The organism is Roseomonas sp. OT10, from assembly GCF_020991085.1.
Classification (GTDB): domain Bacteria; phylum Pseudomonadota; class Alphaproteobacteria; order Acetobacterales; family Acetobacteraceae; genus Roseomonas; species Roseomonas cutis.
This window is the reverse complement of sequence record NZ_CP087719.1, coordinates 3,634,329-3,657,395: the sequence shown is the minus strand read 5'-3', so window position 1 is coordinate 3,657,395 and position 23,067 is coordinate 3,634,329. Positions and strand designations below refer to the sequence as shown.

The following is a 23,067-nucleotide window of genomic DNA, read 5'->3' as shown; positions in this document are numbered from 1 at the left end:
GCTTGCCCCAGCGGCTTGCCCTGGCGGCCGGGCCGGTTACATGGTCGCCGGGCGATTCCGCCGAGGTCACTTCCGGGCCGGAACGAGCAGGATCAGACATGGCTGCTGCCGATGATGGCGTCGCGCGCGACGCCGCGGGCGTGCCGTCGGGCGGAATGAAGACGGGCGTCCAGGAGGATGCGGAGCGGGTCCAGCTCGCCCTGGCGGCGGGTGCCATCATCGGCACCTGGTTCTGGGACCTGCCGACCGACCGCTTCACCATCGACGAGCAGTTCGCCCAGGCCTTCGGGATCGACCCCTCGCGCGGCCGCAGCGGGCTGAGCCTCGCCCAGGTCATCGAGACGGTGCATCCCGACGACACGCCGGGGCTGATCGCCGCCATCGAGGAGGTGATCGCGCGCGGCGGTGCCTATGCCCACCAGTACCGGGTCCGCCGGGCGGATGGCCGTTACTACTGGATCGAGGCCAATGGCCGTGTGGAAAAGGGAGCGGACGGAACGCCGCTGCGCTTCCCCGGCGTGCTGCTGGACCTGGAGCAGCGCCGCGCGCTGGAGGCGGAGCGCGACCGCGCCGCCCTGCTGCTGCGCAGCTTCATCGAGGCGGTGCCGGGCGTGGTCTATGCCAAGGACCGCGAGGGCCGGATGCTGATGGCCAACCGCGGCACCACCGCGCTGATCGGCAAGCCGCCCGAATTCTACCTGGGCCGGACGGATGCCGAGTTCCTCGACGACCAGGTGCAGGCCGGGGTGGTCATGGCCAACGACCGCCGGGTCATGGACACCGGCGCCACGGAACAGATCGAGGAGGAGGTGCGCCTGCCCGACGGCACCCCGGCGACCTGGCTCTCGACCAAGGCGCCGCTGCGCGACGGAGAGGGGCGGATCATCGGCCTCATCGGCACCTCCCTCGACATCACCGCGCGCAAGGAGGCGGAACGCGAGCGGCAGGCGCTGAACGCGCTGCTGGAGCAGCGCGTTGCCGCCGTCATCGCCGAGCGCGAGCGGGCCGAGGAGGCGCTGCGGCAGAGCCAGAAGATGGAGGCGGTCGGGCAGCTGACGGGGGGTATTGCGCACGACTTCAACAACCTGCTGACGGGGATCATCGGGGCGCTGGAGCTGCTGACGAACCGGCTGGCGCAGGGGCGGGTGGGGGAGGTGGAGCGCTACGTGCTGGCGGCGCAGGGGGCGGCGCGGCGGGCGGCGGCGCTGACGCACCGGCTGCTGGCGTTCTCGCGGCGGCAGACGCTGGACCCCAAGCCGACGGACGTGAACCGTCTGGTGGCGGGGATGGAGGAGCTGGTGCGTCGCACGGTGGGGCCGGCGATCGAGGTGGAGACGGTGGGGGCGGGGCGGCTGTGGCCGGTGCTGGTGGATCCGCCGCAGCTGGAGAACGCGCTGCTGAACCTGTGCATCAACGCGCGCGACGCGATGCCGCGGGGCGGGCGGCTGACGATCGAGACGGCCAACCGCTGGCTGGACGAGCGGGCGGCGCGCGACCTGTCCCTGGCCCCGGGGCAGTACGTGTCGCTGTGCGTCTCGGACACGGGGACGGGGATGAGCCGGGAGGTGAAGGCGAAGGCCTTCGACCCGTTCTTCACCACCAAGCCGCTGGGCCAGGGGACGGGGCTGGGGCTGTCGATGATCTACGGCTTCACCCGCCAGTCGGGGGGGCAGACGCGGATCTACTCGGAGCCGGGCCAGGGCACGATGGTCTGCCTCTACCTGCCGCGCCACCATGGCGGGGCGGAGGCGGCCGAAGCGGCCGCCGCCACCAGCCCGCCGCCGCGCGCCGGGGCGGGGGAGACGGTGCTGGTGGTGGACGACGAGCCCACCGTGCGGATGCTGGTGATGGAGGTGCTGGAGGAGCTGGGCTATGCCGCGATCGAGGCGGGCGACGGGGCGGCGGGGCTGAAGCTGCTGCAGTCGGAGGCGCGCATCGACCTGCTGGTCACCGATGTCGGCCTGCCCGGGGGCATGAACGGGCGGCAGATGGCCGACGCGGCGCGGGTCACCCGCCCGGGGCTGAAGGTGCTGTTCATCACCGGCTATGCCGAGAACGCCGTCGTCGGCGACGGCCACCTCGAACCCGGCATGCACGTCATGACCAAGCCCTTCGCCATGCAGGCCCTCGCACAGCGCATCCGAAGCCTCATCGCAGACGCCTGACGCCGGTGGCGGGATAACCTGACCCGTCGTGCTGTGGTGTTCCGACGGCGGACCGGGAGGGGACGCTGTCCCCTCCACGGACCCTCCCCTGCCGGGGCCACAAGCGGGCCCCGGTCCCCGCTGGGAGTTGGCTCTACAGGGCTGCCGTCAGCCTGCGGGCTGAACCCTGACGGAGCACGGACAGGCGGGACTCCGAAAAAGTTTCAGAGGGCCTCAGCGCGGGCTGCGGCCGTACCCGCCGAGGAGCCATGCTCCTCGGCGCTGTGACCCCGTGTCCGGCTGTCCCGCGGCAGCGCCCTTCGGGTCCAGGGCCCGCAGGGTCCTGGCGGAGTGGGGGTATCGGGGGCGAGGCAGAGCCTTGCCCCCGGGGAACGGGCGCACCCCACGCCGGCGCGGATCAGGGCATCGCGCCATCCGTATTGAGTGCAGGACGTCGGGGGGACTATCCCCGCCGGGCCCGCGACCGCGCCTTGAGGGCCTGGATACGCGCCTCATGCGCCTCCCAGAAGCGCTGGCTGTCCGCTTCCGTCCTCTGCCCGCGGCGCAGCCGGACCCGCTCGGCCGAGGTCAGGCGGACGGTGGCGCGCCGGCCGGGCACGGACAGGCCCGGGGCATTGGCGACCGGGACCGCGACTCCGGCGGCGAGCGGCGAGCCCAGCCCGGCGAGATGGGCCAGGGCACGCCGGCAGTACTCCACCGAGAGCGGGGTCATCCGTTCCTCGCCATGGCCCGCCCGATACTTCATCAGCGTGCGGCAGAGGTTGCCCCCGGTCAGGCTCCATGCCTGGGCGAGGTAGGCGATGCCGTAGCGGATGTTGGTCTCCGGTTCGAACAGCGCCTCCCGCGGGCCGCGGAAGCCCAGCATGGTGGCGGTGGCGGGCATGACCTGCATCAGACCCACCTCGCCATCATCCCCCACCGCCCGCGGGTCGTAGGCGCTCTCCACCGTGGCGACGGCATCGGCGATGGCGGCCGGCAGGCCCTGCGCCTCCGCCTGGCGGGTCAGGGCGGCCAGGTGCCGGGCGCGGCGCTGGGCATAGCCCTCGGTCGCGGGCGCCGTGCCTGCCGAGACAGGGGGGGCCGGAACAGGGGGCGTCGCGACGGCGGGCGACGGGGGAGGGGGCTCGGCCAGGGCCGGCCCCGCCAGCCCCTGCAGCGCCGCCCAAAGGAGGGCCGCCCAAAGGAGGGCCGCCCAGAGGAGGGCCGTCCAAAGCGGGGCCGCCGCCCGGAGCCGGCACGCCGCCGCGACCCGGCCAGCCATGCGCGGCCGTCGTGTCGCCTCTCCCCGGCCGCCGGTCGGCCGGAGCCTGCCCCCCCAATCCCTCATGCCGCCTTCATCCGCCATCCCGTTCGGCTTGGCCAGCGCGAAGCGGCGCGCGGCGCTACCGCTTCGAGAACAGGGAGAGCACGACCAGGATCAGGGCGGCCACGGCGATGGACACGATGCCCTGCACCACCGCGAAGTTCGGCGCGTCCGGGGAGAGGAACCAGGCGGTCACCCCGCCCCCCAGGGCCAGCATGATACGGATCAGAAAGGGCATGGCAGGCTCCCGGTCGGCGCGCCAAGGCAGCGGCGAGGGGAAGGATAACAGGCCCGCGCCCTCCGTCTCGCCCATCACAGCGACACGACCATGCACGGCGCCCCTGGCCGGGCAGCCCCGCGCCGCCTACACAGCCCCCGCCGTTGACCGTTCCAGCCCTGGCAGCCAGCTTCCGCACCCATGTCCGACCGCCCAGACCCCGCCCTCCGCGCCGTCCGCGCCTGGCCCTTCGAGGAGGCGGCGAAGGTCGCCGACCGGGTGGCGGCGTCCGGGAAGGGCGCGGCCCTGTTCGAGACGGGCTACGGCCCCTCCGGCCTGCCGCATATCGGCACCTTCGGCGAGGTGGCGCGCACCAGCTGGGTCCGCCGCGCCTTCGAGGCGATGACCGGCCTGCCCTCCCGCCTGCTGGCCTTCAGCGACGACATGGACGGGTTGCGCAAGGTCCCGGACAACGTGCCGAACGGGGAGATGCTGCGGGAATACCTGGGCCGGCCGCTGACCCGGATTCCCGACCCCTTCGGCACGCATGACAGCTTCGGGGCGCACAACAACGCCCGGCTGCGCGCCTTCCTCGACCGCTTCGGCTTCGACTACGAATTCGCCTCCTCCACCGACTACTACGCCGCCGGCCGCTTCGACGACGCGCTGGTCCGCATGGCGGAGGAGAACGCGGCGGTGCTGCGGGTGATCCTGCCGACCCTGGGCCCGGAGCGGCGGGCGACCTACTCCCCCTTCCTGCCGATCCATCCGAAGACCGGCGTGGTGATGCAGGTGCCGATGGAGGAGGTCCGCCCCGCCGACCGCACTTTGGTCTGGCGCGACCCGGAGACCGGGGAGCGGTTCGAGACGCTGCTCACCGGCGGGCACTGCAAGGCGCAGTGGAAGGCCGACTGGGCGCTGCGCTGGACCGCGCTGGGCGTGGATTACGAGATGTCGGGCAAGGACCTGATCGACAGCGTGAAGCTGTCCTCGCAGATCTGCCGCATCCTGGGCGCCGAGCCGCCGGTGGGCTTCACCTACGAGCTGTTCCTCGATGCCGGGGGGCAGAAGATCAGCAAGTCCAAGGGCAACGGCCTGACCATCGAGGAGTGGCTGGAGTACGGCCCGCCGGAATCCCTCTCGCTCTTCATGTACAGCTCGCCGAAGAGCGCCAAGCGGCTGCATTTCGACGTCATCCCCCGCGCCACGGACGACTATCTGGGCTTCGTCGAGAAGCTGCGCGCCGCCCCCGACCCGGCCAACCCGGCCCCCGCCAATCCCGCTTGGCACATCCATGCCGGGCGCATCCCCAACGACGCGGGCAGCCCGATCCCTTTCTCCATGCTGCTCAACCTCGCCACGGTCGCGAATGCCGAGACGCCGGAGATGCTCTGGGGCTTCCTGCGCCGCTACCAGCCCGATGCCACGCCGGAGAGCGCGCCGATGCTGGCGCGGCTGGTGGAGCACGCCCTGGCCTACTACCGGGACTTCGTGAAGCCGACGAAGCGCTTCCGCCCCGCCACCCCCGGCGAGCGCGAGGCGCTGGAGGCGCTGGCCCGGCTGCTGCGCGACAACCGCGAACGGATCGAGGCCCTGCCGGCCGCCGAGCGCGGCGCCGCCATCCAGGACCTGGTCTACGACGCCGGCCGGCGCGAGCCCTTCCTGCAGCCGGGCAAGGATGGCCGGCCGGGCGTGTCCATCGCCTGGTTCGAGGCGCTCTACCAGGTGCTGCTGGGCCAGCCGAAGGGCCCGCGCTTCGGCGGCTTCGTCGCCCTCTACGGCATCCCGGAGACCATCGCCCTGATCGAGGGGGCCCTGAACGGGGATAACCTGAACGGGGGTAACCTGGGCGGGGAGGGGTCGGCGCGGGAGGCCCCCCCGGCGGTCGGGGCGACGGGCGACGCCGCCTGATGCGCATCCCCCCGGTGGTGCGCAAGCACGGCGCGACGGCCTTCGGCCTGCTGCTCGTGATCGGCGCGATCTACGTGGTCCAGCGCGAGTTCCGCGACCTGAAGTGGGAGGACGTGACCAGCGCCCTGGCCGCCACGCCGGCCCACAACATCTGGCTCTCCGTCGCCTGGACCCTGCTCGCCTATGCGGTGCTGACCGTCTACGACCGGCTCGGCAGCGTCTATGCCGGCAAGCCGATCTCCTATTCCCGGACCGCCCTCGCCTCCTTCTGCGCCTATGTCATGGCGCACAACCTGGGCTTCGCGGCCGTCTCCGGCGCGGCGGTGCGCTATCGCTTCTACGCCGCCTGGGGGCTGACGCCGGGCGAGATCGCCAAGGTCATCGCCTTCACCAGCCTGACCTTCGGCCTGGGCGGCTTCGCCCTCGGCGGCCTCGTGCTGCTGACCCATCCGGAGGTGCTGCCCTGGGTCGGCGAGGGCAAGCCGGTGCCCGGCTGGGCGGCGCAGATCCTGGCGGTGGTCCTCTTCGCCATCGTCGCCACCTACGTCGTGCTGGCCCGCTTCGTGCCGCACTTCACCCTGTTCGGCCACAAGATCGACCTGCCCGGCCTGAAGCTCGCCATCGCCCAGGTGGTGCTGGCCAGCGTGGACGTCGCGGTGACGGCGATGATCTTCTACGTTCTGCTGCCGGTCAGCCATTCCGAGCTGACCTTCCTGATGTTCCTGGGCATCTACGTCGCCGGCTACACCGCAGGCCTCGCCGCCAGCGTGCCCGGCGGGCTGGGGGTGTTCGACGGCTTCATGCTGCTCAGCCTCAGCCCCTGGCTGGGCGCGCCGCAGGTGCTGGGCGCGATCCTGCTGTTCCGGCTGTTCTACTACATCATTCCGCTCTTCCTGGCGGGCGGCCTCTTCGTGGCCTTCGAGCTGAGCCAGCGCCGCGCCATCATGACGAAGCTGCGGGCCGAAGCGCGGGTGGCCGATGCGCTGGAGGTGCCGGCGGTGGCGGGCCTCGCCGGGCTGGCCGGGGTGGCGCTGCTCTTCCTCGGCGCCCTACCCGGCCGCGGCACGCCGCTCGCCGACTGGGCCGGGGAGTGGGTCTCCCTCTTCGGCCAGTTCGCGGCCTCCGTCGTGGGCTCGCTGCTGCTGGCCAATGCCTGGGGGCTGCTGCGGCGGCTGCGCATCTCCTGGTATGCCGGGCTGTTCCTGCTGCTGAACGGCGCCGCCATCCTGCTGGTGCGCGGCGATTCCTGGATCCTGATCGGGGCGGTGCTGGCCGTCGCCCTGCTGCTGGCCGTCCTGCGCGGCGCCTTCTACCGCGACGCCCGCCTGACGGCCGAGCCGATGACGCCAAGCCGGCTGCTCTCCCTGGCCGGCGGGGTGGTCTGCGGCCTGACGCTGGCCACCATCGCCTATGAGGGCGACGTGCCGGATGCCGCCTGGTGGGAGGTGGTCCTCCTCGCCCGCTCCCCCACGCCGCTGCGATTCGCCGTGGGGCTGGCCGCGGCCATGCTGCTCTTCGCGGCCTTCCGCCTGCTGCGGCCGGCGCGCATCGCCGCCGCACCCTATGACGAGGACACGCGGCGCCTGTTGCGGCGGCTGGGGGCCAGGACACCCGAGCCCCTGGGCGGGGAGGAGGCCTGGGGCGCGCTCTTCGCCGAAGGGGTGCGCGCCGGCTTCGCCTTCCGCCGGACCGACGAGGCCTGGCTGGCGGAGGGCGACCCGGCCGGCGAGCCGCAGGCGCGCATCTCCGCCATCTGGCGCTTCCGCGACCTGTGCGAGGCCGCCGGGGTGGAGCCGGCCTTCGTCGGCATCGGGCGCGGGATGCAGCGCGCCTACGAGGATGCCGGCCTGACCGCCGTGCCGCTGCCGGACGGGCGGACCATGGCCTGCCGTGCCGAGGGCAGCCCGCAGCGGATCATCGAACTCGTGGCCTGAAGCGCGGCCGGCGCAACCCGCCCCGTGCCCGCGGCTGGGGGGGCGGCACCGCCCGGCCTCCGCCGCCCCCGCCCCGCCCAGCCGATGCCGGAACGGCCGATGGCCCCCGCCCGGAGCCGGGCGTGCCTCGCCGGGCTTCCCTCCGGCCGGCGCCGGTCCGATGCTGGTCCCTCGGATGCGGGGCGGACTCGCCGGGCCCCCGGGGGGCGGGCTGCCGCCTTGCCCGGCAGGCCAGGAGGAACACGACCGCCCATGGACATTCCCGAGAACCGGCTCAAGACCCGCATCCGCCAGGGCCAGCCCTGCTTCGGGATGTGGGTGCAGAGCGGCAACCCGACCATGGCGGAGATCGCGGGCCTCGTCGGCCTGGACTTCATCATCATCGACCAGGAGCACGGGCCGGGTGGCGTGCAGGATGCGATGCAGATGCTGCGCGCCCTGAACGGCAGCCCCACGACGGGCATGATCCGGGTGCCGGCCGGCGATCCGGTCTATCTGAAGCGCATCGTCGATGCCGGGGCGCAGGCCCTGCTGGTCCCCATGGTGGACACGGCGGAGGAGGCGCGGGCGGTGGTGGATGCCTGCCTCTACCCGCCGATCGGCCGGCGCGGCAACGCCGCCGGCGTGGTGCGCGGTTCGCGCTTCGGACTGATCGGGGACTACGTCGCCCGGGCGCACGAGCAGATGCTGATCGTGCCGCAGATCGAGACGGTGAAGGCGGTGGAGAACGCCGAGGCCATCGCCTCCGTCCCCGGGGTGGACATGGTCTTCATCGGCCCCTCGGACCTGTCCGGCAGCGCGGGCTTCCCCGGTGAGACGGGCCATCCAGAGGTGGAGGCGCTGATCGCCCGTGCGGCGGAGGGCGTGCGCGCCGTGGGCAAGCCGCTCTCCACCGTGCCGCGCGACGGCAGGAGCTGGCAGGACCTCTTCGCCGAGGGCTATGCCGCCGTCGCCTCGGGCAGCGACATCGCCATCGTCCGCGCCGCGGCCGCAGCCCAGGGCGAGGAGTGGCACCGCTGGCGCGAAGCGCGGAGGGGCGCGTGATGGAGCCGCTTCTCGGCCGGGTGCTGCTGACCAACGATGATGGGATCCATGCCCCCGGCCTGGCGGTGCTGGAGCGGGTGGCGGCGGCCCTGGCGCGCGAGGTCTGGGTGGTGGCGCCGGAGCACGACCAGAGCGGCACCTCGCACTCCATCAGCCTGCACAGCCCGCTGCGGGTGAGCCCGCAGGGGGAGCGCCGCTTCGCCGTGCTGGGCACGCCGGGCGACTGCGCGGTGATGGGGGTGCGGGCGCTGCTGGCGGAAGGGCCGCCGGAGCTGATCCTCTCCGGCATCAACCGCGGCGCCAACCTCGGGGTGGAGACCGTCTTCTCCGGCACGGTCGGCGCGGCGATGACGGGGATGCTGCTGGGCATCCCCTCCATCGCGCTGAGCCAGGCCTTCTCCGACCCGGATGCGGTGCCGTGGGCCACGGCGGAGGCGCTGGCGCCGGACGTGATCCGCCGCCTGCTGGCGGAGAGCTGGGGCGACCGTGCCTGCCTCAGCGTGAACTTCCCGGATTGCGCGCCGGAGGAGGCAGGGCCGCTGACCCTGACCCGGCAGGGCGTGGGCCTGGTGGAGGGGATCGACGTCATCTCGCGCACCGACCCGCGGCGCATCGGCTATCACTGGTTGCAGTTCCGTCGCGGCCCGCGCCCGAACGCGGAGGACAGCGAAACCGTCGCTGTGGCCCAGGGCCGGGTTTCCGTCACGCCGCTGCGCTTCGAGCGGACGGACGAAGTGACCTATGCGTCCCTGGCGGCATCGCTGGCCGCCCCATCGGGCAGCTGAGGTGGGCATAGCAGCCGGCCCCCCGCCGGCGGCCGCACGGGCGCGCGGAGGGAAGGCGCGGCTCGTGCCCCATGGAGTTGTCTGGAGGGGACGCCGCCTCGCATGAAGCGGCCGGACTCCGTCGGGCCCCATCATGCCGACGGCGGGATGAGCTGACCTGTCGTGCTGTCGTGTTCGGGCGCGGGACCGGGAGGGGACGCCGTCCCCTCCACGGACCCTCCCCTGCCGGGGCCACAAGCGGGCCCCGGTCCCCGCTGGGAGTCTGGTGCTTCCGGGGGGCGTCAGCCTGCGGGCTGATCCCTGACGGAACGCGGACAGGCGGGACTCTGGAAAAACTTCAGAGGGCGTCCGCGAGCATGGAGGCCGTACCCGCCGAGGAGCATGGCTCCTCGGCGCTGTGACCCCGTCACAGACAGCCGCGCGGCAGCGCTGATCGGGTCCAGGGCCCGCAGGGTCCTGGCGGAGTGGGGGTACGGGGGCGAGGCAGAGCCTTGCCCCCGGGCCACGGGCGCACCCCGCGCCGGCACGGATCCACGCATCCCGCCGTCCGTGTCAGGCCAGGGCCCGCAGCTCCCGCCGCAACGCATCCGGGTCGGCCAGGCTGCTCTCCACGGCCGCATGGGTTCGGGTCCAGACCGGCACGGCCTCGACGAGCAGGCGCATCCCGTCCGGGGTCAGGCGCAGGCGCCGACTGCGCCGGTCCGCCGGGTCCACCAGGACCTGGACCAGTCCGCGCCGCTCAAGCGGCTTCAGCGCGGCGGTCAGGGTGGTGCGGTCCATTCCCAGCAGGGCGGCGACCGGGCCCATCGCCGCCGGCTCCGGCCGGTTGAGCGACATCATCAGGGAGAACTGGCCGTTGGTCAGGCCCAGCGGGCGCAGCGCCTCGTCGAAGCGCCGTGCCAGCGTCCGCGCGGCGCGCTGCGTAAACAGGCAGAGGCAATGGTCACGGACATGCAGGGTGGTTGCGAAGGGCACCGGGACCCCGGAAGCATCCTCATCCGGTGGCGGGGGTTTCGGCATGGCTTTAATTAGTTGATATCAACGATTTACGTCAACCCACATGCCGTCGCCTGAAGGCGGTGGGAGACAGCCCGCCCGCATGAGATGCCGGACGGGGCGCGCCGCCCCTGGCGGAACTGCCGGCTGGCCAACCCTGGCGGCACTGGCCATCCGGCTTGCGGGCATCCGCCCGCCGGGGCCTGGACGGCGGGGCCGGCTGCGTCACCATGGGCCGCGATAGGCGGCAGAGGGAGACGGCGCGTGCGCGCACGGGTCCGGGACACGGAGATCTGGTTCGACGTCGAGGGCATGGGGCTGGTTCCGGAAGGGCCGGCGATGGTGGAGCGCCCCGTGGCCTTCGCCATCCATGGTGGGCCGGGCGGCGACCACAGTGGCTTCAAGCCCGGCTACACCCCGCTCTCCCACCACATGCAGCTGGTCTATTTCGACCATCGCGGCCAGGGCCGCTCGGCCAGGGGGGACCCGCAGCGCTACACGCTGGACGAGAATGTCGAGGACATGGAGGCGCTGCGCCGCCACCTGGGCCTGGGGCCCATCGTCAGCCTGGGCACCAGCTACGGCGGCATGGTCGCCATGGCCCATGCGGCGCGCTACCCGGAGGCGGTCTCCCATCTGGTGCTGATCGTCACCGCCGCGCATGGCGGGTTCATCCCGCGGGCCGAGGCCTTCGTGCGGCAGCATGGCACCCCCGGGCAGCAGCGGGTCTGCGAGCGGCTCTGGGCCGGCGGCTTCGAGACGGTGGAGCAGATGCGGGACTACTACGCGGCCATGGGGCCGCTCTATTCCCGCCGCTACGATCCCGTGGCAGGCGAGGCGTCCCGCGCGCGGGCGCGCTATGCGCCGGAGCCGCTGAATCGGGCCTTCGGGCCCGGCGGGGTGCTGCGCGGCTTCGACCTGCGGCCCGAGCTGGGGAAGATCACCGCGCCGACCCTGATCCTGGCCGGCCGCCACGACTGGATCTGCCCGCCCGATTTCTCCGAGGAGATCCATCGGCTGATCCCCGGTTCGACCCTGCGGATCTTCGAGGAGAGCAGCCACTCGATCCGCGCCGACGAGCCCGAGGCCCTGATGGCGGCCATCACCGGCTTCGTCAGGGCGCCCACGCAAGGCTGAGCGCGGGCGTGGCTGACGGCGGGGAGGGCGCCGTCCCGCGGGGCCGGTCCCCACACGACCGGTCCCCGCGCGCCTCCGGCCCCGCAGCGGAGCGCAGAGCCGGGATCCGGTCCCCCGCCGCGGCGCCGATGCTCCGGCGCCAGGGCTTCGGGGCCGGCGAGGGGCCGCCGGCTATCAGGCCGCCGCCAGTTGACGCGCCTCCACCCCGTTGCGCACCTGGACCAGGGTAAAGAGCCCGGCCGGCGGGCAGGGCTCCAGCGCCTCCACCTCCGTGGTGGCCCGGTCGAGCAGCGCGTCCAGGGCGAAATCCGGGTGCCAGCCCAGCACGCGGGAGAGCGGGGCCATCGCCCGCTCCACCCACCAGCGTGGCCCGGCTTCGGCGGCGAAGTGGTTGACGAAGAGCAGCCGGCCGCCGGGGCGGACGACGCGGCTCATCTCGGCGAAGAGCTTCTTCGCGTCGGGCACGACCGAGGCGGTGAACATGGCCACCGCGATGTCGAAGGAGTCGTCGGCGAAGGCCATGGACTCCGCGTCCATCTCCAGCAGCCCGTCCACGTTGGGCAGGGCCTCGGCGGCGACGCGCTCCTGCGCCTTCTCCAGCATCTCGCGCGACAGGTCGATGCCGACCACGCGCTTGTCGCGGCGGTAGCTGGGCAGGGCCAGGCCCGTGCCCACCCCCACCTCCAGCACCCGCGCGCCCGGCAGGCGGTTCACCGCCGCCACCGCCCGCTTGCGCCCGAAGGCCGAGACGCCGCCGAACACGGTGTCGTAGACCCCCGCCCAGCGGCGGTAGGCGTCCCGCACCGCGGAGGCATCCAGGGCCGCCCGGGGGTGGTCCCCATGAACGGCGCCATTCACGGCGCCCCTGGCCGCACCCTGATCCAGCACCGACGACATCGCGTTTCCAGCGTCTCCTGCCTGCACGGATGCGCTAGACCACACCGGGACGGGGTGCAAGTTGGGAAGCGCGTTCATCACGAGGGTCTTAGTGTTTCACCGCCGGGAAGGGCCCCGGCGGCCACGGGGTCAGGCCGGCAGGACGGGGCGGACCCGGCCGACCTCCAGGCCGTTCCAGTTCTTCAGCACCGGCTCGGCCAGCGGCCGCACCACTGCCGCCTCGGCGTCGGAGAGCGGCAGCAGGCGGAGGAGGAGGGCGGCCATCAGCGCCTCCGCCCCGCGCTTGGCGCCGTCGTCGCATTTCAGCGCCACGCCCAGGCCCAGCTCCGGCAGGGCGGCGGTATAGACCCCCTCCGCGCCGACCTTCAGGAAGGCGCGCTCGCCCAGCGCCTCCATCACCACCGTGTCGAAGCGCCGCGTGCCGGCCACCAGGAAGGGGTGCTCCGCCACCGCCCGGCGGAGCTGCCGGGCCGCATCGGCACGGTCGGGATGCAGGCCCTCGCCCGTGCCGATCCGGGCGAAGCCCAGGGCCACCGCGCGCAGCGGCATGGCGTAGGTCGGGATGGAGCAGCCATCGATGCCGCGGTTGGTCTCGTCCAGCCTCGCCCCCGTCACCTCGGACAGGGTCGCGGTCACCCGCCGCTGCACCGGATGGTCGGCCAGGACGTAGCCCGGCGGCGGCGCGCCGAGGTCGCAGGCCAGGCACAGGAAGCCGGAATGCTTGCCGGAGCAGTTGTTGTGCAGGGCGGAGGGCTTCTCGCCGGCGCGGGCCAGGGCCTGGGAGGCGGAGGTGGTGCTGGGCCACTGCACGCCGCATTCCAGGCAGTCCGGCTCCAGCCCCAGCTTCGCGAGCACGCCGCGCGCCACGGCCACGTGCCGGGGCTCGCCGCCATGCGAGGCGCAGGTCAGGGCCAGCTCCTCCTGGTCCAGGCCGAAGCGGCTGGCCGCGCCGCTCTCGACCATGGGCAGGGCCTGGATGACCTTCACCGCCGAGCGGGGGAAGACCGGGCGGTCGATGTCGCCGAGCCCGAGCACCAGCCCGCCCTTCGCGTCCACCACCGCGACCGCGCCGGCATGGCGGGATTCCACCAGCCCGCCGCGCATCACCTCGACCAGAATGGGATCCTGCATGGGGGCATGTCCTCCCATGGCCGCGCCGTCCGGACCAGGGGGAGGGAACGGAAATCCGCCGGCGGCCGGCGCTGGACGGGGCGGCGACCGGCATGTCCTGGGGGCGGAAAGGGCCTTCGGCGCCGGGGAGACGGTTGCACATCGTAGCGGCGCATCATAAAGATTGCGTAACCTTTCGAGGAATCGCCACGAAATGTCGAATTCCGTTTCCGATTCTGGCGGCTACGAGGGCAGTCAGCAGACGCTGTCCCTGGGACGGAAGGGTGGTGGCACCATCACCTACAACTACGAGATGTATTCCATCCCGGATCAGCTGATCATCCGCTACGACGGCAAGGATCTGCTGAACACCGGCTTCGTCTCCGGCTCCCGCTCCGGGACGGTCACCATCCCGACCGGCACTGCCGAGGAGGTGCAGATCATCCTCGCGACCAACGACCAGGGGACGGCCTGGGTCTATACGGTCAGCGAGGGCGCCTGCGCCGACCCCGATCCCTTCATCCTGACCGCCCTGGGCGGCTGGGAGGACACGGATGGCGACGGCGACTGCGACGCGACCGGCACCATCCTGATCGCCTACAAGGGCGGGTCGAGCCTGCTGCGCGTGGAGAACGCGGTCGCGGAATACGACGCCTCCGGCCTGCGCGTCTCCTCCGGCACGGTCTACAGCGCGATCCGCACCCTGAACGGCGCGCTGTTCGAGGGCAGCTTCAACCTCGACTTCAGCACCGGCCAGGTCACCGTCGTCGACGACGCGGATGACGGCAACGAGCACAAGCTGGCGGCGCTCAACTACGGCATCGCCGGCATGACGCTGGGGCCGCGCACCATCACCGCCGACATCGGCCCGCAGCTTCCCGCCGGGCTCGGCGGCCTGGTCATCGCCCCGGGCGCCTTCCCGGACATGACCATCGGCGCCAATGGCATCGTGCTGGACCGCACCTCCCTGGTCCTGCCCGGCGCCTTCTCGGTCGGCGAGAAGTGGGGCGTGAAGTCCGCCAACCTGCAGTTCGAGTACGACGGCAGCGGCGACAAGCTGAAGGTCGAGGGCGAGTTCTCCATCGAGACGCCGTTCAAGGGCATCCCGACCGGCCGCGTCTACACGGTCAAGACCGCCGAGGGTAAGCCCTTCACCTACGGCCCCGACGGCGTCGAGGGCCGCATCGAGCTGGCGCTGAAGGATCTCGACTTCACGGAGTCGGGGGGCAACAAGGGCACCAAGTTCGGCAAGTTCGGGCTGAGCGAGGCCACCGCCTATCTCGACTTCGGCACGCTGGAGGTGGGCGGCAAGTTCAACGTCAGCCTGCCGGGCTTCGGCAAGGTGAAGAATCCCGGGGTCGAGGCCAGCTTCGGCGGCGTCTTCATCCCCGAGCTCGCCCTCAACAGCTTCGGCCTCAAGCTCAGCGGCCAGGTCCCGCTCGGGGCCTCCGGCTGGTTCGGCCAGTCGATCGGCATCTCGGGCGAGAACCTGGCGCCGAACGACACGACGGCCGCGCAGTGGAGCCTCACGGGCGAGGTCTCCTACCTGCCGGAATACAAGCTGCCGCTGATCGACAAGGAGGTCGGCATCCTCAACCTCTCCGGCACCATCACCGGTGGCGCCGACAAGTGGGGGACCTCGGCGCAGCTCAAGATGCTCAACCTCGGCAGCTTCTCCGCCGTGGTGGCCACGGGGTCCATCGAGTACGACGTGCCCAAGTCGACCCTGACCGTCGCCGGCAGCAAGTCGATCATGAACGGCTTCATCAAGACCGGCGACACCTTCAAGACCGTCTTCAACCCCGAATTCTCCCTCTCCGTCACCGGCAGCGCCACGCTGGGCTTCCCCACCAACGACCTGTGGGGGCTGAAGATCTTCAGCGGCAAGACCTTCACCTCCTCGAACTACGCCATCTCCTTCAACAACGACGGCAACTTCTCCAACGACTTCATCGCCGGCTGGACCACCGTCTCCCTCCCGACCTTCAGCCTGCCGGTCCAGTACAAGGACCAGACGATCGGCCTGCGCTTCAACTTCGACGACATCCTCACGCCGAAGATGATCGACGCCACGGACGTGGGGATGCTGTCCGGCGCCAGCTTCGCGCCCTCCTTCGCGCGCGTGGCCTTCACGCCCTTCGCGGCGGCGCCGGGCGCCGATTTCGACGTGCCCGCCGGCGCCGAGACCACCGTCTTCACCGTCACCTGGGAGACGCCCGACCCGGATGCGAAGCTGCGGCTGATCGGGCCGGACGGCACGGTCTACGAGGAGAGCGGCTTCGCCGCCGCCGGCTTCGCGGTGATCACCGAGCTGTCCAGCGACACCGGACGCGCCGTGGGCTCCGCCGGGCTGCCCGGCGGCATCTGGCGGCTGGAGGTGGTGTCGGCGCTCGACCTCGGCCTGGTCGAGTACCAGACCATCGTCGGCGAGGCCGCGCCGGTCCTGTCCCTCGGCAGCGTCGTGCAGGATGCCGCCACCGGCGCCGTGACGGTCGACTACGTCCTCGGCGACACGGATTCCGACGCCACCGTGACGCTCTACGCCACCACGGACACGCCGGGCACCGGCGGCGTGGTGATCGCCTCCGGCCTGTCGGAATCGGCGGCCGGCCGCTTCGTCTGGACGCCCGCCAACGTCGCCCCGGGCACCTATACCATCTACGGCGTCGCCGATGACGGCGGCAGCGCGCCGGTGACCGTGACCGCCCCGGGGACGGTGACGGTGGGCGGCGGCACCGACCTCTCCGTGCGCATCGATCCGCCCGCCTCGACCGTGCTCGGCCAGAACTTCACCGTGGATGTCTCCTACGGGAATATCGGCGACGGCGCCGCCCCCGGCGCCACGATCGAGATCGACCTGCCGGCCGGCGTGGCCTTCGTCGGCAGCAGCGTGGCGGCGACGGTGGCGGGCCAGAAGGTGACGATCGCCGTCGGCGACCTGGCCGTGGGGGCCTCGGGCGAGTTCGCCCTGACCCTGCGCGCGCCCGCCGCGGCGGGGCCGATCGATCTCTCCGCCTCGATCACGAGCGGCACCTACGAGCAGGACCCGATCGACAACCTCGACAGCAACACGGTGCAGGTGGTGGCCAGCAACCTGGCCGACCTCGTCGTCACCCACGGCGCGCTGCCCGCCGACATCACGCTGGGCACGGCCTTCGAGTTCACCGTCACGGTGACCAATGCGGGCCTGGCGGCGGCGCCCGGCGTGCTGCTGCGCGAGCAGTTTCCCTCCGAGGTCCGGTTCCTCGGCGCCACCGGCACCAAGGGCAGCCTCAACTCCTCCTCCGTCAGCTCGGCCTCGTTCAACTTCGGCACGCTGGAGCCCGGCGAGAACCAGTCCGTCACCTTCCGCGTCCTGCCCCAGGCCGCCGGCGACTACGTGGCCGTGGCGGAGGCGACCTTCACCGGCAGCTCGGTCGTCGAGCGCTCCGCGGCCGACAACATCGTCGTGGCCAGCGTCGCCGCGGAGCCGGCGCCGCCCGGCCCTGCCGACCTGTCGCTGGCGGCCCGCGCCAGCAGCACGGCCGTCGCGGTCGGCGACGTGGTGACCTTCACCCTGACGCTGAACAATGCCGGCCCGGGCACGGCCAGCGGCATCAAGGTGGATGCGCTCCTTCCCACGGGGCTGTCCTTCGAGTCGGCCTCCGCGCTGCAGGGCAGCTACGACGCGACCACCGGCGTATGGGACGTCGGCAACATGCGCGACGGGCTCACCCGCCAGCTGACCGTCACGGCACGGGTCGAGCAGGAGGGCTCGCTCGCCCTGCTGGCCGAGATCGCCGCCTCGGCGGAGCCGGACCCGGATTCCACCCCGGGCAGCCGCGTGCTGGGCGAGGACGACACCGCGCTGGTGGCGGTGGCCGGCGTCAATGCCGCGCCGGTGGCGACCGGCGAGGGCTACGCGGCCGTGGCCGGGACGCTGCTCACGGTCCCGGCGGCGACCGGCGTGCTGGCCAACGACAGCGACGGCAATGGCGACCGGCTGTTCGCGCGCCTCGTCACCGGGCCGCAGAACGGCACCCTGACGCTGCGCGCCGATGGCAGCTTCGACTACCGGGCCAATGCCGGCTTCGCCGGCACGGACGGGTGGACCTATGCGGTCACGGACGGCACCCTGTCGCAGGACGCCGCCGCCACCGTGGCCGTGACCTTGCCGCCGCCCACCGAGGCCGACCTGTCCCTGGTGGCCGCTGCCGACTTCGCGGCCGTGGCCGTCGGCGGCGTGGTGACCTTCACCCTGACGCTGAACAATGCCGGTCCGGGCACGGCGAGCGGCATCAAGGTGGATGCCCTCCTCCCCGCCGGGCTGTCCTTCGTCTCGGCCTCCGCGCTGCAGGGCAGCTACGATGCCGCCACCGGGGTGTGGGACGTCGGCGGCCTGGATGGCGGGACGACGCGCCAGCTGACCGTCACCGCGCGGGTGGAGCAGCAGGGCCCCTTCGCCCTGCAGGCCGACATCGCCGCCTCGGCCGAGCCGGACCCGGATTCCACCCCGGGCAACCGCGTGCCCGGCGAGGATGATACCGCGCTGGTGAGGGTGTCCGGCATCGAGGCCCCGCCGGGCGGCGGAGGCGAGCCGGGGGGTGGAGGCGAGCCGGGCGGAGGGGGCGTGCCGGGCCGGGCGGCGATGCCGTTCGCGGGCTACGGCGTGGCCGGGATCGGCTTCGATGCGGCCGGCTACCGCTCCGCCAATCCGGACGTCGCGGCCGCGGGGGCCGACCCGCTGCAGCACTACCAGACGCTGGGCTGGCGCGAGGGCCGCGACCCGTCCGCCGCCTTCGACGTGGAAACCTACCTGGCCCGCAACCCGGACGTGGCGGCGGCCGGCATCGACCCGCTGGGGCATTTCCTGACCCATGGCGCGGCGGAGGGACGCACCGCGCCGCCGGCGATCGGCAACCTGCTGCCCAACGGCTTCAGCCCGAGCTACTACCTGCTCAGCAATCCCGATGTCGGGCAGGCGGGCATGGACGCCTATGACCACTACCTGCGCTTCGGCATCGGGGAGCAACGCGATCCGAATGCCTTCTTCGACAGCCATGCCTATGCGGTGCAGCGCCCCGACGTCGCCGCGTCCGGGATGGATCCCCTGACCCACTACACGGAGTTCGGCTGGAAGGAAGGCGTCGATCCTTCGACGATCTTCGACACGCGGGCCTACCTCGACGCGAATCCCGACGTGGCCGCCGCGGGCGTCAACCCGCTGCTGCACTTCCTGCACTCCGGCATCGCGGAGGGGCGCACCAGCTACCTCGCCACGGCGGGCGGCGTGGATGGGGCCTTCTACCTCACGACCTATGCCGACGTCGCGCGCAGCAGCTTCGATCCGTTCGAGCACTACACCCGTTTCGGCGCGGCCGCGGGGCGGGACCCGAACGCCTTCTTCGACACGCTCGGCTACCAGGCGCATTATGGCGACGTCGCGGCCTCGGGCCTGAACCCGCTGCTGCATTATCTCGAATTCGGCTGGCGCGAGGGCCGCGACCCCTCGGCGCGCTTCGACACGGGCGACTACCTGTCGGCGAATGCCGACGTGGCCGCCGCGGGCGTCAATCCGCTGCTGCACTACCTGTCGCACGGCCGCTACGAGGGGCGGATGGCCGTGACCGACGGCACCTGGGACTAGGGCGCGCGCCAGGCGTCCGCCGGCAGTCCAGAGGCAAGCCCAAGCGGCCGGCCCGGAACGGCCGGCCGCGGCCCGTTCCGGGACATTCCCGGTTCACGGACCATCACCGGGGATGCCGCGGCCTTCCGCCCGAACGGCGTCCCGCCTCCAACCGAGGCCGCTCCCGGCGAGTGGGCCTAGGCGCGCGGAAGGGCGGCCGGCGGCACGCTGGCCAGGTCGTCCTGGCCCAGCTTCAGGGCCGGGCCCGCCTCGTCCTCCAGCTCCACCTCGCCGATGCGCTGGCCGATGCGCACGATCTTGTCGCGGCTGATCTCGATCTGGCGGATGTCCTTCTCCGCCTGGTCGAAGTGCCGCTTGAGGTTGTCCACCCGGTCGTCCAGCCGGGTCACGTCGTCCAGCAGGGTGCGCACCGCCGTCTGGATGCGCGCCGCCTCGCCGCGGATGCGCACGTCGCGCATCAGCGCCCGCATGGTGCCCAGCACCGCCCAGAGGGTGGAGGGCGAGACGACATAGACCCCGCGCCGCGCCGCCTCCTCCACGAGTGCTGCGTGGTCGGCGTGCAACTCGGCATAGATCGCCTCGGAGGGGACGAAGAGGAGCGCGCCCTCGGCCGTCTCGCCGGGGATGAGGTACTTCTGGGCGATGTCGGTGACGTGCTTGCGCACGTCGGAGGCGAAGGCGCGGGCGTGCAGCACGCGGGCGGCCTCGTCTCCCGCCTCCCGGCCGGCGCGCCAGGATTCCAGCGGGAACTTGCTGTCCACCACCACCGGCCCCGGCGGGTGCGGCAGGTGGATCAGGCAGTCGGCGCGGTGCCGGTTGGACAGGGTATGCTGCCAGGAGAAGCCGTCCGCCGGCAGCCGGTCCTCGACCAGCCGGCGCAGCTGCACCTCGCCGAAGGCACCGCGCGTCTGCTTGTTGGAGAGGATGCCGGCCAGCGACGTCACCTGCGCGCCCAGCGCCTCGATGTTGCCGCGCGCCGCGTCGATCACCGCCAGCCGCTCGCCGATCGCCTTGGCCGTCTCCTGGGTCGCGGCGAACTGCTCGCCGAGCTGGCGGTTCACCTTCTCCGTCTGCCCGGCCAGCGCGGCGTTCAGGCGCTCGTTCTGCGCCGCCAGCGCCGCCTGCAACCCGGTCGTACCCGCCGCCAGCCGGTCGGCCAGGGCCTTCTCCTGCTGGGCGAGGCGCTCGTTCTGCGCGGCCGCCGCCTCGCCCACGCGGCGCGCCTGCTCGGCCAGGCTGTCGGTCATGGCACGGGTGGCCCGGGCGAGCTGCTCGGCCAGGGCTCCCTCCTGCAGGCGGGCGCGCTCGGCCGCCGCCGCCTGGGCCTCGGCGAGGCGCTGGTTCTGCGCGGCGATGGCCGCCTCCACCTCGCGCCCCTGGCGGGCAAGCTGCTCGCCCATGCCGGACTGCAGCGCACCCAGGCGCTCGACCAGCGGCAGCATGGCCTCCGCGGTCAGGCCCGGGGCCGGCGGGCGGCGCAGCAGCACCACCCCGATGGCGAGCAGGCCCGGCGCCAGGGCGACGAGAAGGACCAGCCAGAGATCCAAGCGGCGACTCCTTTGGGACACCTTTCGTTCCTGTCGCCGTTATGGGCCCTCGGCACCGCGCTGCCCACCCGGAGAGGGAGCGGCGCGTTGCGGCCGGGGGGGCGCGGATTTGATGATGGCGGACGGTATGGCTATCACCCCGCCCTTGCCTGACGCGCGGCACCCGGTCCCGGGGCCCCGCCCAGCACGGAGTTCCGCAGATGACCGATACCCCGCCCGACCGCCTCGCGGCCGATCCGACCAGCCCCTATTTCGACGCGGCCCTGCTGGAGCGGGGCGTTGGGGTCCGCTTCAAGGGCGTCGAGAAGAACAACGTCGAGGAATATTGCGTCAGCGAAGGCTGGGTCCGGCTGAGCATGGGCAAGACGTTGGATCGCAAGGGACGCCCGATGACGATGAAGCTGCAGGGAAAGGTCGAGCCCTATTTCCGCGATGCGGAGTCGGGCGGGGAGCCATCCGCGGTGTGAAGCGATGCTGCTCCGGTCCGGTAGCCGGAGCGGCGATCCCTGGGGCGTTTCCTCGCGCACCCGCGAAATGCCGCGCCCATCAGTTGTGGCGCCGAATTCATCAAATACCTACCATCAGGCGTTCATGATTGATGTTCGCCGCAGTGTTTCACTATGTGACGAAATTCGCGTATCCCGATGGGCCCCAATGGGCTTGATCCTGAAACCCGCATTTTATTATGTCTGGCGAAACGAATTTCGCTTGTTGAAGGACGGGATATTTACAGGAAACTTGCCGGCAAGATTTTATCCGGTATTCTGTGCGGGATGGATTCGCCCAGGGCATAAATTCGCCATCATGACCCCTGCAGACTTGGTCCATGACGGCAGGTCATTCCGTCGCCCTGGGATGGATCGTCGCTCGTCCTGACAGGGGCCACCGCCAGGCCGTTCCTTGCAGTTCCGCGGCCTGTAAGGCGATGCCGCCGCAAGGCGGGCAATACCGATGACACATTCCATGGAGGCCGATATGGCCGAGCGAAACGACACCACCCCCGGCCGCCGCCCCGGCCCTGACCTCGATAAGCTGACCGTTCCCGAGCTCACCGCCCTGATCGCCGCAGCCGAGGCCAAGCGTACCGAGAAGATGGACGAGGCGAAGTCCGCGCTGCTGAACGAGTTCCGCGAGAAGGCCGCCGATCTGGGCCTCTCGCTGGAGGCGCTGGTCCCGGGCGGTACGCCCCGTCTCCCGGTGCCGCAAGGCCGGCGCAAGTCGCGCAGCGACGCGGGCACGACCGTGGCGGCGAAGTATCGCGGTCCGAATGGCGAGGAGTGGACCGGCCGCGGGCGCCGTCCGAAGTGGCTCTCCGCGCTGGAGGCCGAGGGCCATTCCCTGGACGAGTACCGAATCCAGTAGGCGGCTCGTTTGGCGGCGCCGGAACGCCGCGCGGAAGTGCCGAGGGGTTATCTCCTTCGGCGCTCCCCTACGGCCGGCAAGGTGCCCGCCGGGAGCGCCCCGGCGCCACCGACCGGTCGCGCCGCCAAATCCAATCGTGCCGGGGGACAGGGTTCAGGAGGCCCGGCAGATCCGGTCGGTCCTCCCGGCCCCGGCGGCCTCGTTCATCTCGCCCCGCTGCCGGGCGGGGATATGATCCCCATCCCCGGCGCCCAGGCGATCAGCGCTTCGTGGCCTCTTCCAGGACGGCCAGGGGCATCCCGGCGCCATCGGTCAGGATCAGGCGACGGCCCTCCAGCCGATAGCCGGCGGTCGCTTCCAGCACGGCGAGGAACCGGGTCTCCGTGGCGCTCGCCTGCGGATCGAGGCAGGCCATGCGCGTGCTGATCAGCGGCCCCAGCGTCAGGCTGCCCCCGCCCAGCCGATAGGAGCCGGCGATCCGGTTGCAGCCGCCGGAGCCGCTGACGCGCCCGCTGGCGGCATCGAACTGCACATAGGCCTCACGTGGGCCAGGGGCGATGGCCCGGCCATCCAGTTCCGCCAGGCGCCAGGCCGCACCTTCGAAACTCTGGCTCACGGGCGGCGGGGCGGGCTGCGCCGTGGCCGGGGTGCCGTCGCTGGCGCAGGCCACCAGGGCCAGGCCGGCGGCGAGGAGAGGGCCGAGGCCCCGGAAGATATGTCGTGGCATGAACTCGGTGCCTCCCGTGGTCGAGGTATCCGCCCCCATGGGGGCGTTGCGGGGACCGTCACCCGGCACGCAGGGCGATCCGGCCCGCCTCCAGCGGCGGCGCCACCGATCCACCCAGCTCGCTCGACGGCAGCGCCTCGCGGGTGCTGCCGAAGGCGCGCGGGGCGGCGATCGTCCCGGCCGGTCAGCGGCCACGTCTTCCCCTGGCCGTTCCCGTCCAGGGACGGCACGGCGGCCAGGCCATCGTGACCGATGCGGATGGACTTCGTCGCGGCCCGGTGCGTCACATCCAGCGTCTTCATGCGT

At 72.3% G+C, this 23,067-nt stretch carries 16 protein-coding genes; 9 read left to right on the top strand and 7 right to left on the bottom strand.

The window, feature by feature from the left end; all coding sequences use genetic code 11:
• Window positions 1–98: 98 nt before the first annotated feature.
• Window positions 99–2,165, top strand: a complete 2,067-nt coding sequence (locus LPC08_RS26095; protein WP_255702279.1) for a hybrid sensor histidine kinase/response regulator — start codon at window positions 99–101, stop codon at window positions 2,163–2,165.
• Between the two features lie 442 nt (window positions 2,166–2,607).
• On the opposite strand, the gene LPC08_RS16665 is transcribed toward LPC08_RS26095, so the two are convergent.
• Together LPC08_RS16665 and LPC08_RS16660 are read right to left on the bottom strand one after the other, a co-directional pair.
• Entirely contained in the window at window positions 2,608–3,426 is an 819-nt protein-coding gene (locus tag LPC08_RS16665; RefSeq protein ID WP_230449358.1) for a lytic transglycosylase domain-containing protein, read from the bottom strand.
• A gap of 121 nt (window positions 3,427–3,547) precedes the next feature.
• Window positions 3,548–3,706 carry a hypothetical protein gene (locus tag LPC08_RS16660; protein WP_230449357.1) on the bottom strand — a complete coding sequence of 53 codons (159 nt, stop codon included), beginning with the start codon at window positions 3,704–3,706 and terminating at the stop codon, window positions 3,548–3,550.
• 180 nt (window positions 3,707–3,886) lie between these two features.
• On the opposite strand from LPC08_RS16660, the gene LPC08_RS16655 reads away from it, so the two are divergent.
• The 4 genes from LPC08_RS16655 (at window position 3,887) to surE (ending at window position 9,359) form a co-directional block, all read left to right on the top strand.
• A complete protein-coding gene (locus LPC08_RS16655) occupies window positions 3,887–5,596 on the top strand; it encodes a lysine--tRNA ligase (RefSeq protein WP_230449356.1) in 1,710 nt (569 codons plus the stop codon).
• Window positions 5,596–7,530: a lysylphosphatidylglycerol synthase domain-containing protein gene (locus LPC08_RS16650; RefSeq protein ID WP_230449355.1), complete on the top strand. Its 1,935-nt coding sequence runs from the start codon at window positions 5,596–5,598 to the stop codon at window positions 7,528–7,530. Before LPC08_RS16655 ends, LPC08_RS16650 begins: the two co-directional genes overlap by 1 nt.
• A gap of 252 nt (window positions 7,531–7,782) precedes the next feature.
• The gene (locus tag LPC08_RS16645; protein ID WP_230449354.1) at window positions 7,783–8,574 is read left to right on the top strand and encodes an HpcH/HpaI aldolase family protein; all 792 of its coding nucleotides are present in this window, start codon (window positions 7,783–7,785) and stop codon (window positions 8,572–8,574) included.
• Window positions 8,574–9,359 carry a 5'/3'-nucleotidase SurE gene (gene surE, locus LPC08_RS16640; RefSeq protein WP_230449353.1) on the top strand — a complete coding sequence of 262 codons (786 nt, stop codon included), beginning with the start codon at window positions 8,574–8,576 and terminating at the stop codon, window positions 9,357–9,359. Before LPC08_RS16645 ends, surE begins: the two co-directional genes overlap by 1 nt.
• 552 nt (window positions 9,360–9,911) lie before the next feature.
• Here surE and LPC08_RS16635 read toward each other — a convergent pair.
• Entirely contained in the window at window positions 9,912–10,334 is a 423-nt protein-coding gene (locus LPC08_RS16635) for a MarR family winged helix-turn-helix transcriptional regulator (RefSeq protein ID WP_370643256.1), read from the bottom strand.
• A 285-nt stretch (window positions 10,335–10,619) separates the two neighbouring features.
• On the opposite strand from LPC08_RS16635, the gene LPC08_RS16630 reads away from it, so the two are divergent.
• The gene (locus tag LPC08_RS16630) at window positions 10,620–11,492 is read left to right on the top strand and encodes an alpha/beta fold hydrolase (RefSeq protein ID WP_230449351.1); all 873 of its coding nucleotides are present in this window, start codon (window positions 10,620–10,622) and stop codon (window positions 11,490–11,492) included.
• Window positions 11,493–11,666: 174 nt separating this feature from the next.
• On the opposite strand, the gene LPC08_RS16625 is transcribed toward LPC08_RS16630, so the two are convergent.
• Both LPC08_RS16625 and LPC08_RS16620 read right to left on the bottom strand, forming a co-directional pair.
• Entirely contained in the window at window positions 11,667–12,389 is a 723-nt protein-coding gene (locus LPC08_RS16625; RefSeq protein ID WP_230449350.1) for a class I SAM-dependent methyltransferase, read from the bottom strand.
• A 129-nt stretch (window positions 12,390–12,518) separates the two neighbouring features.
• Window positions 12,519–13,520: an asparaginase gene (locus tag LPC08_RS16620; RefSeq protein ID WP_230449349.1), complete on the bottom strand. Its 1,002-nt coding sequence runs from the start codon at window positions 13,518–13,520 to the stop codon at window positions 12,519–12,521.
• Between the two features lie 193 nt (window positions 13,521–13,713).
• Between LPC08_RS16620 and LPC08_RS16615 the strand changes: the two genes are divergently transcribed.
• Window positions 13,714–19,125, top strand: a complete 5,412-nt coding sequence (locus LPC08_RS16615) for a cadherin-like domain-containing protein (protein WP_230449348.1) — start codon at window positions 13,714–13,716, stop codon at window positions 19,123–19,125.
• Between the two features lie 176 nt (window positions 19,126–19,301).
• Here the strand turns inward: LPC08_RS16615 and LPC08_RS16610 are convergent, their stop codons facing one another.
• On the bottom strand, window positions 19,302–20,672 hold the full coding sequence (locus tag LPC08_RS16610; RefSeq protein WP_230449347.1) for a DNA recombination protein RmuC: 1,371 nt from the start codon (window positions 20,670–20,672) through the stop codon (window positions 19,302–19,304).
• A gap of 200 nt (window positions 20,673–20,872) precedes the next feature.
• Between LPC08_RS16610 and LPC08_RS16605 the strand changes: the two genes are divergently transcribed.
• Both LPC08_RS16605 and LPC08_RS16600 read left to right on the top strand, forming a co-directional pair.
• Window positions 20,873–21,139: a DUF3297 family protein gene (locus LPC08_RS16605; RefSeq protein ID WP_230449346.1), complete on the top strand. Its 267-nt coding sequence runs from the start codon at window positions 20,873–20,875 to the stop codon at window positions 21,137–21,139.
• A 484-nt stretch (window positions 21,140–21,623) separates the two neighbouring features.
• Window positions 21,624–22,034, top strand: a complete 411-nt coding sequence (locus LPC08_RS16600) for an H-NS histone family protein (protein WP_230449345.1) — start codon at window positions 21,624–21,626, stop codon at window positions 22,032–22,034.
• Window positions 22,035–22,293: 259 nt separating this feature from the next.
• Here the strand turns inward: LPC08_RS16600 and LPC08_RS16595 are convergent, their stop codons facing one another.
• Window positions 22,294–22,761 (bottom strand): META domain-containing protein, encoded by a 468-nt coding sequence (locus tag LPC08_RS16595; protein ID WP_230449344.1) that lies wholly within the window; start codon window positions 22,759–22,761, stop codon window positions 22,294–22,296.
• Window positions 22,762–23,067 lie beyond the last annotated feature (306 nt).

Coding starts and splice junctions, on each gene's coding strand:
- LPC08_RS26095 (WP_255702279.1), top strand. CDS start 99: ATGGCTGCTGCCGATGATGGCGTCGCGCGCGACGCCGCGGGCGTGCCG.
- LPC08_RS16665 (WP_230449358.1), bottom strand. CDS start 3,426: ATGGCTGGCCGGGTCGCGGCGGCGTGCCGGCTCCGGGCGGCGGCCCCG.
- LPC08_RS16660 (WP_230449357.1), bottom strand. CDS start 3,706: ATGCCCTTTCTGATCCGTATCATGCTGGCCCTGGGGGGCGGGGTGACC.
- LPC08_RS16655 (WP_230449356.1), top strand. CDS start 3,887: ATGTCCGACCGCCCAGACCCCGCCCTCCGCGCCGTCCGCGCCTGGCCC.
- LPC08_RS16650 (WP_230449355.1), top strand. CDS start 5,596: ATGCGCATCCCCCCGGTGGTGCGCAAGCACGGCGCGACGGCCTTCGGC.
- LPC08_RS16645 (WP_230449354.1), top strand. CDS start 7,783: ATGGACATTCCCGAGAACCGGCTCAAGACCCGCATCCGCCAGGGCCAG.
- surE (WP_230449353.1), top strand. CDS start 8,574: ATGGAGCCGCTTCTCGGCCGGGTGCTGCTGACCAACGATGATGGGATC.
- LPC08_RS16625 (WP_230449350.1), bottom strand. CDS start 12,389: ATGTCGTCGGTGCTGGATCAGGGTGCGGCCAGGGGCGCCGTGAATGGC.
- LPC08_RS16620 (WP_230449349.1), bottom strand. CDS start 13,520: ATGCAGGATCCCATTCTGGTCGAGGTGATGCGCGGCGGGCTGGTGGAA.
- LPC08_RS16615 (WP_230449348.1), top strand. CDS start 13,714: ATGTCGAATTCCGTTTCCGATTCTGGCGGCTACGAGGGCAGTCAGCAG.
- LPC08_RS16605 (WP_230449346.1), top strand. CDS start 20,873: ATGACCGATACCCCGCCCGACCGCCTCGCGGCCGATCCGACCAGCCCC.
- LPC08_RS16600 (WP_230449345.1), top strand. CDS start 21,624: ATGACACATTCCATGGAGGCCGATATGGCCGAGCGAAACGACACCACC.
- LPC08_RS16595 (WP_230449344.1), bottom strand. CDS start 22,761: ATGCCACGACATATCTTCCGGGGCCTCGGCCCTCTCCTCGCCGCCGGC.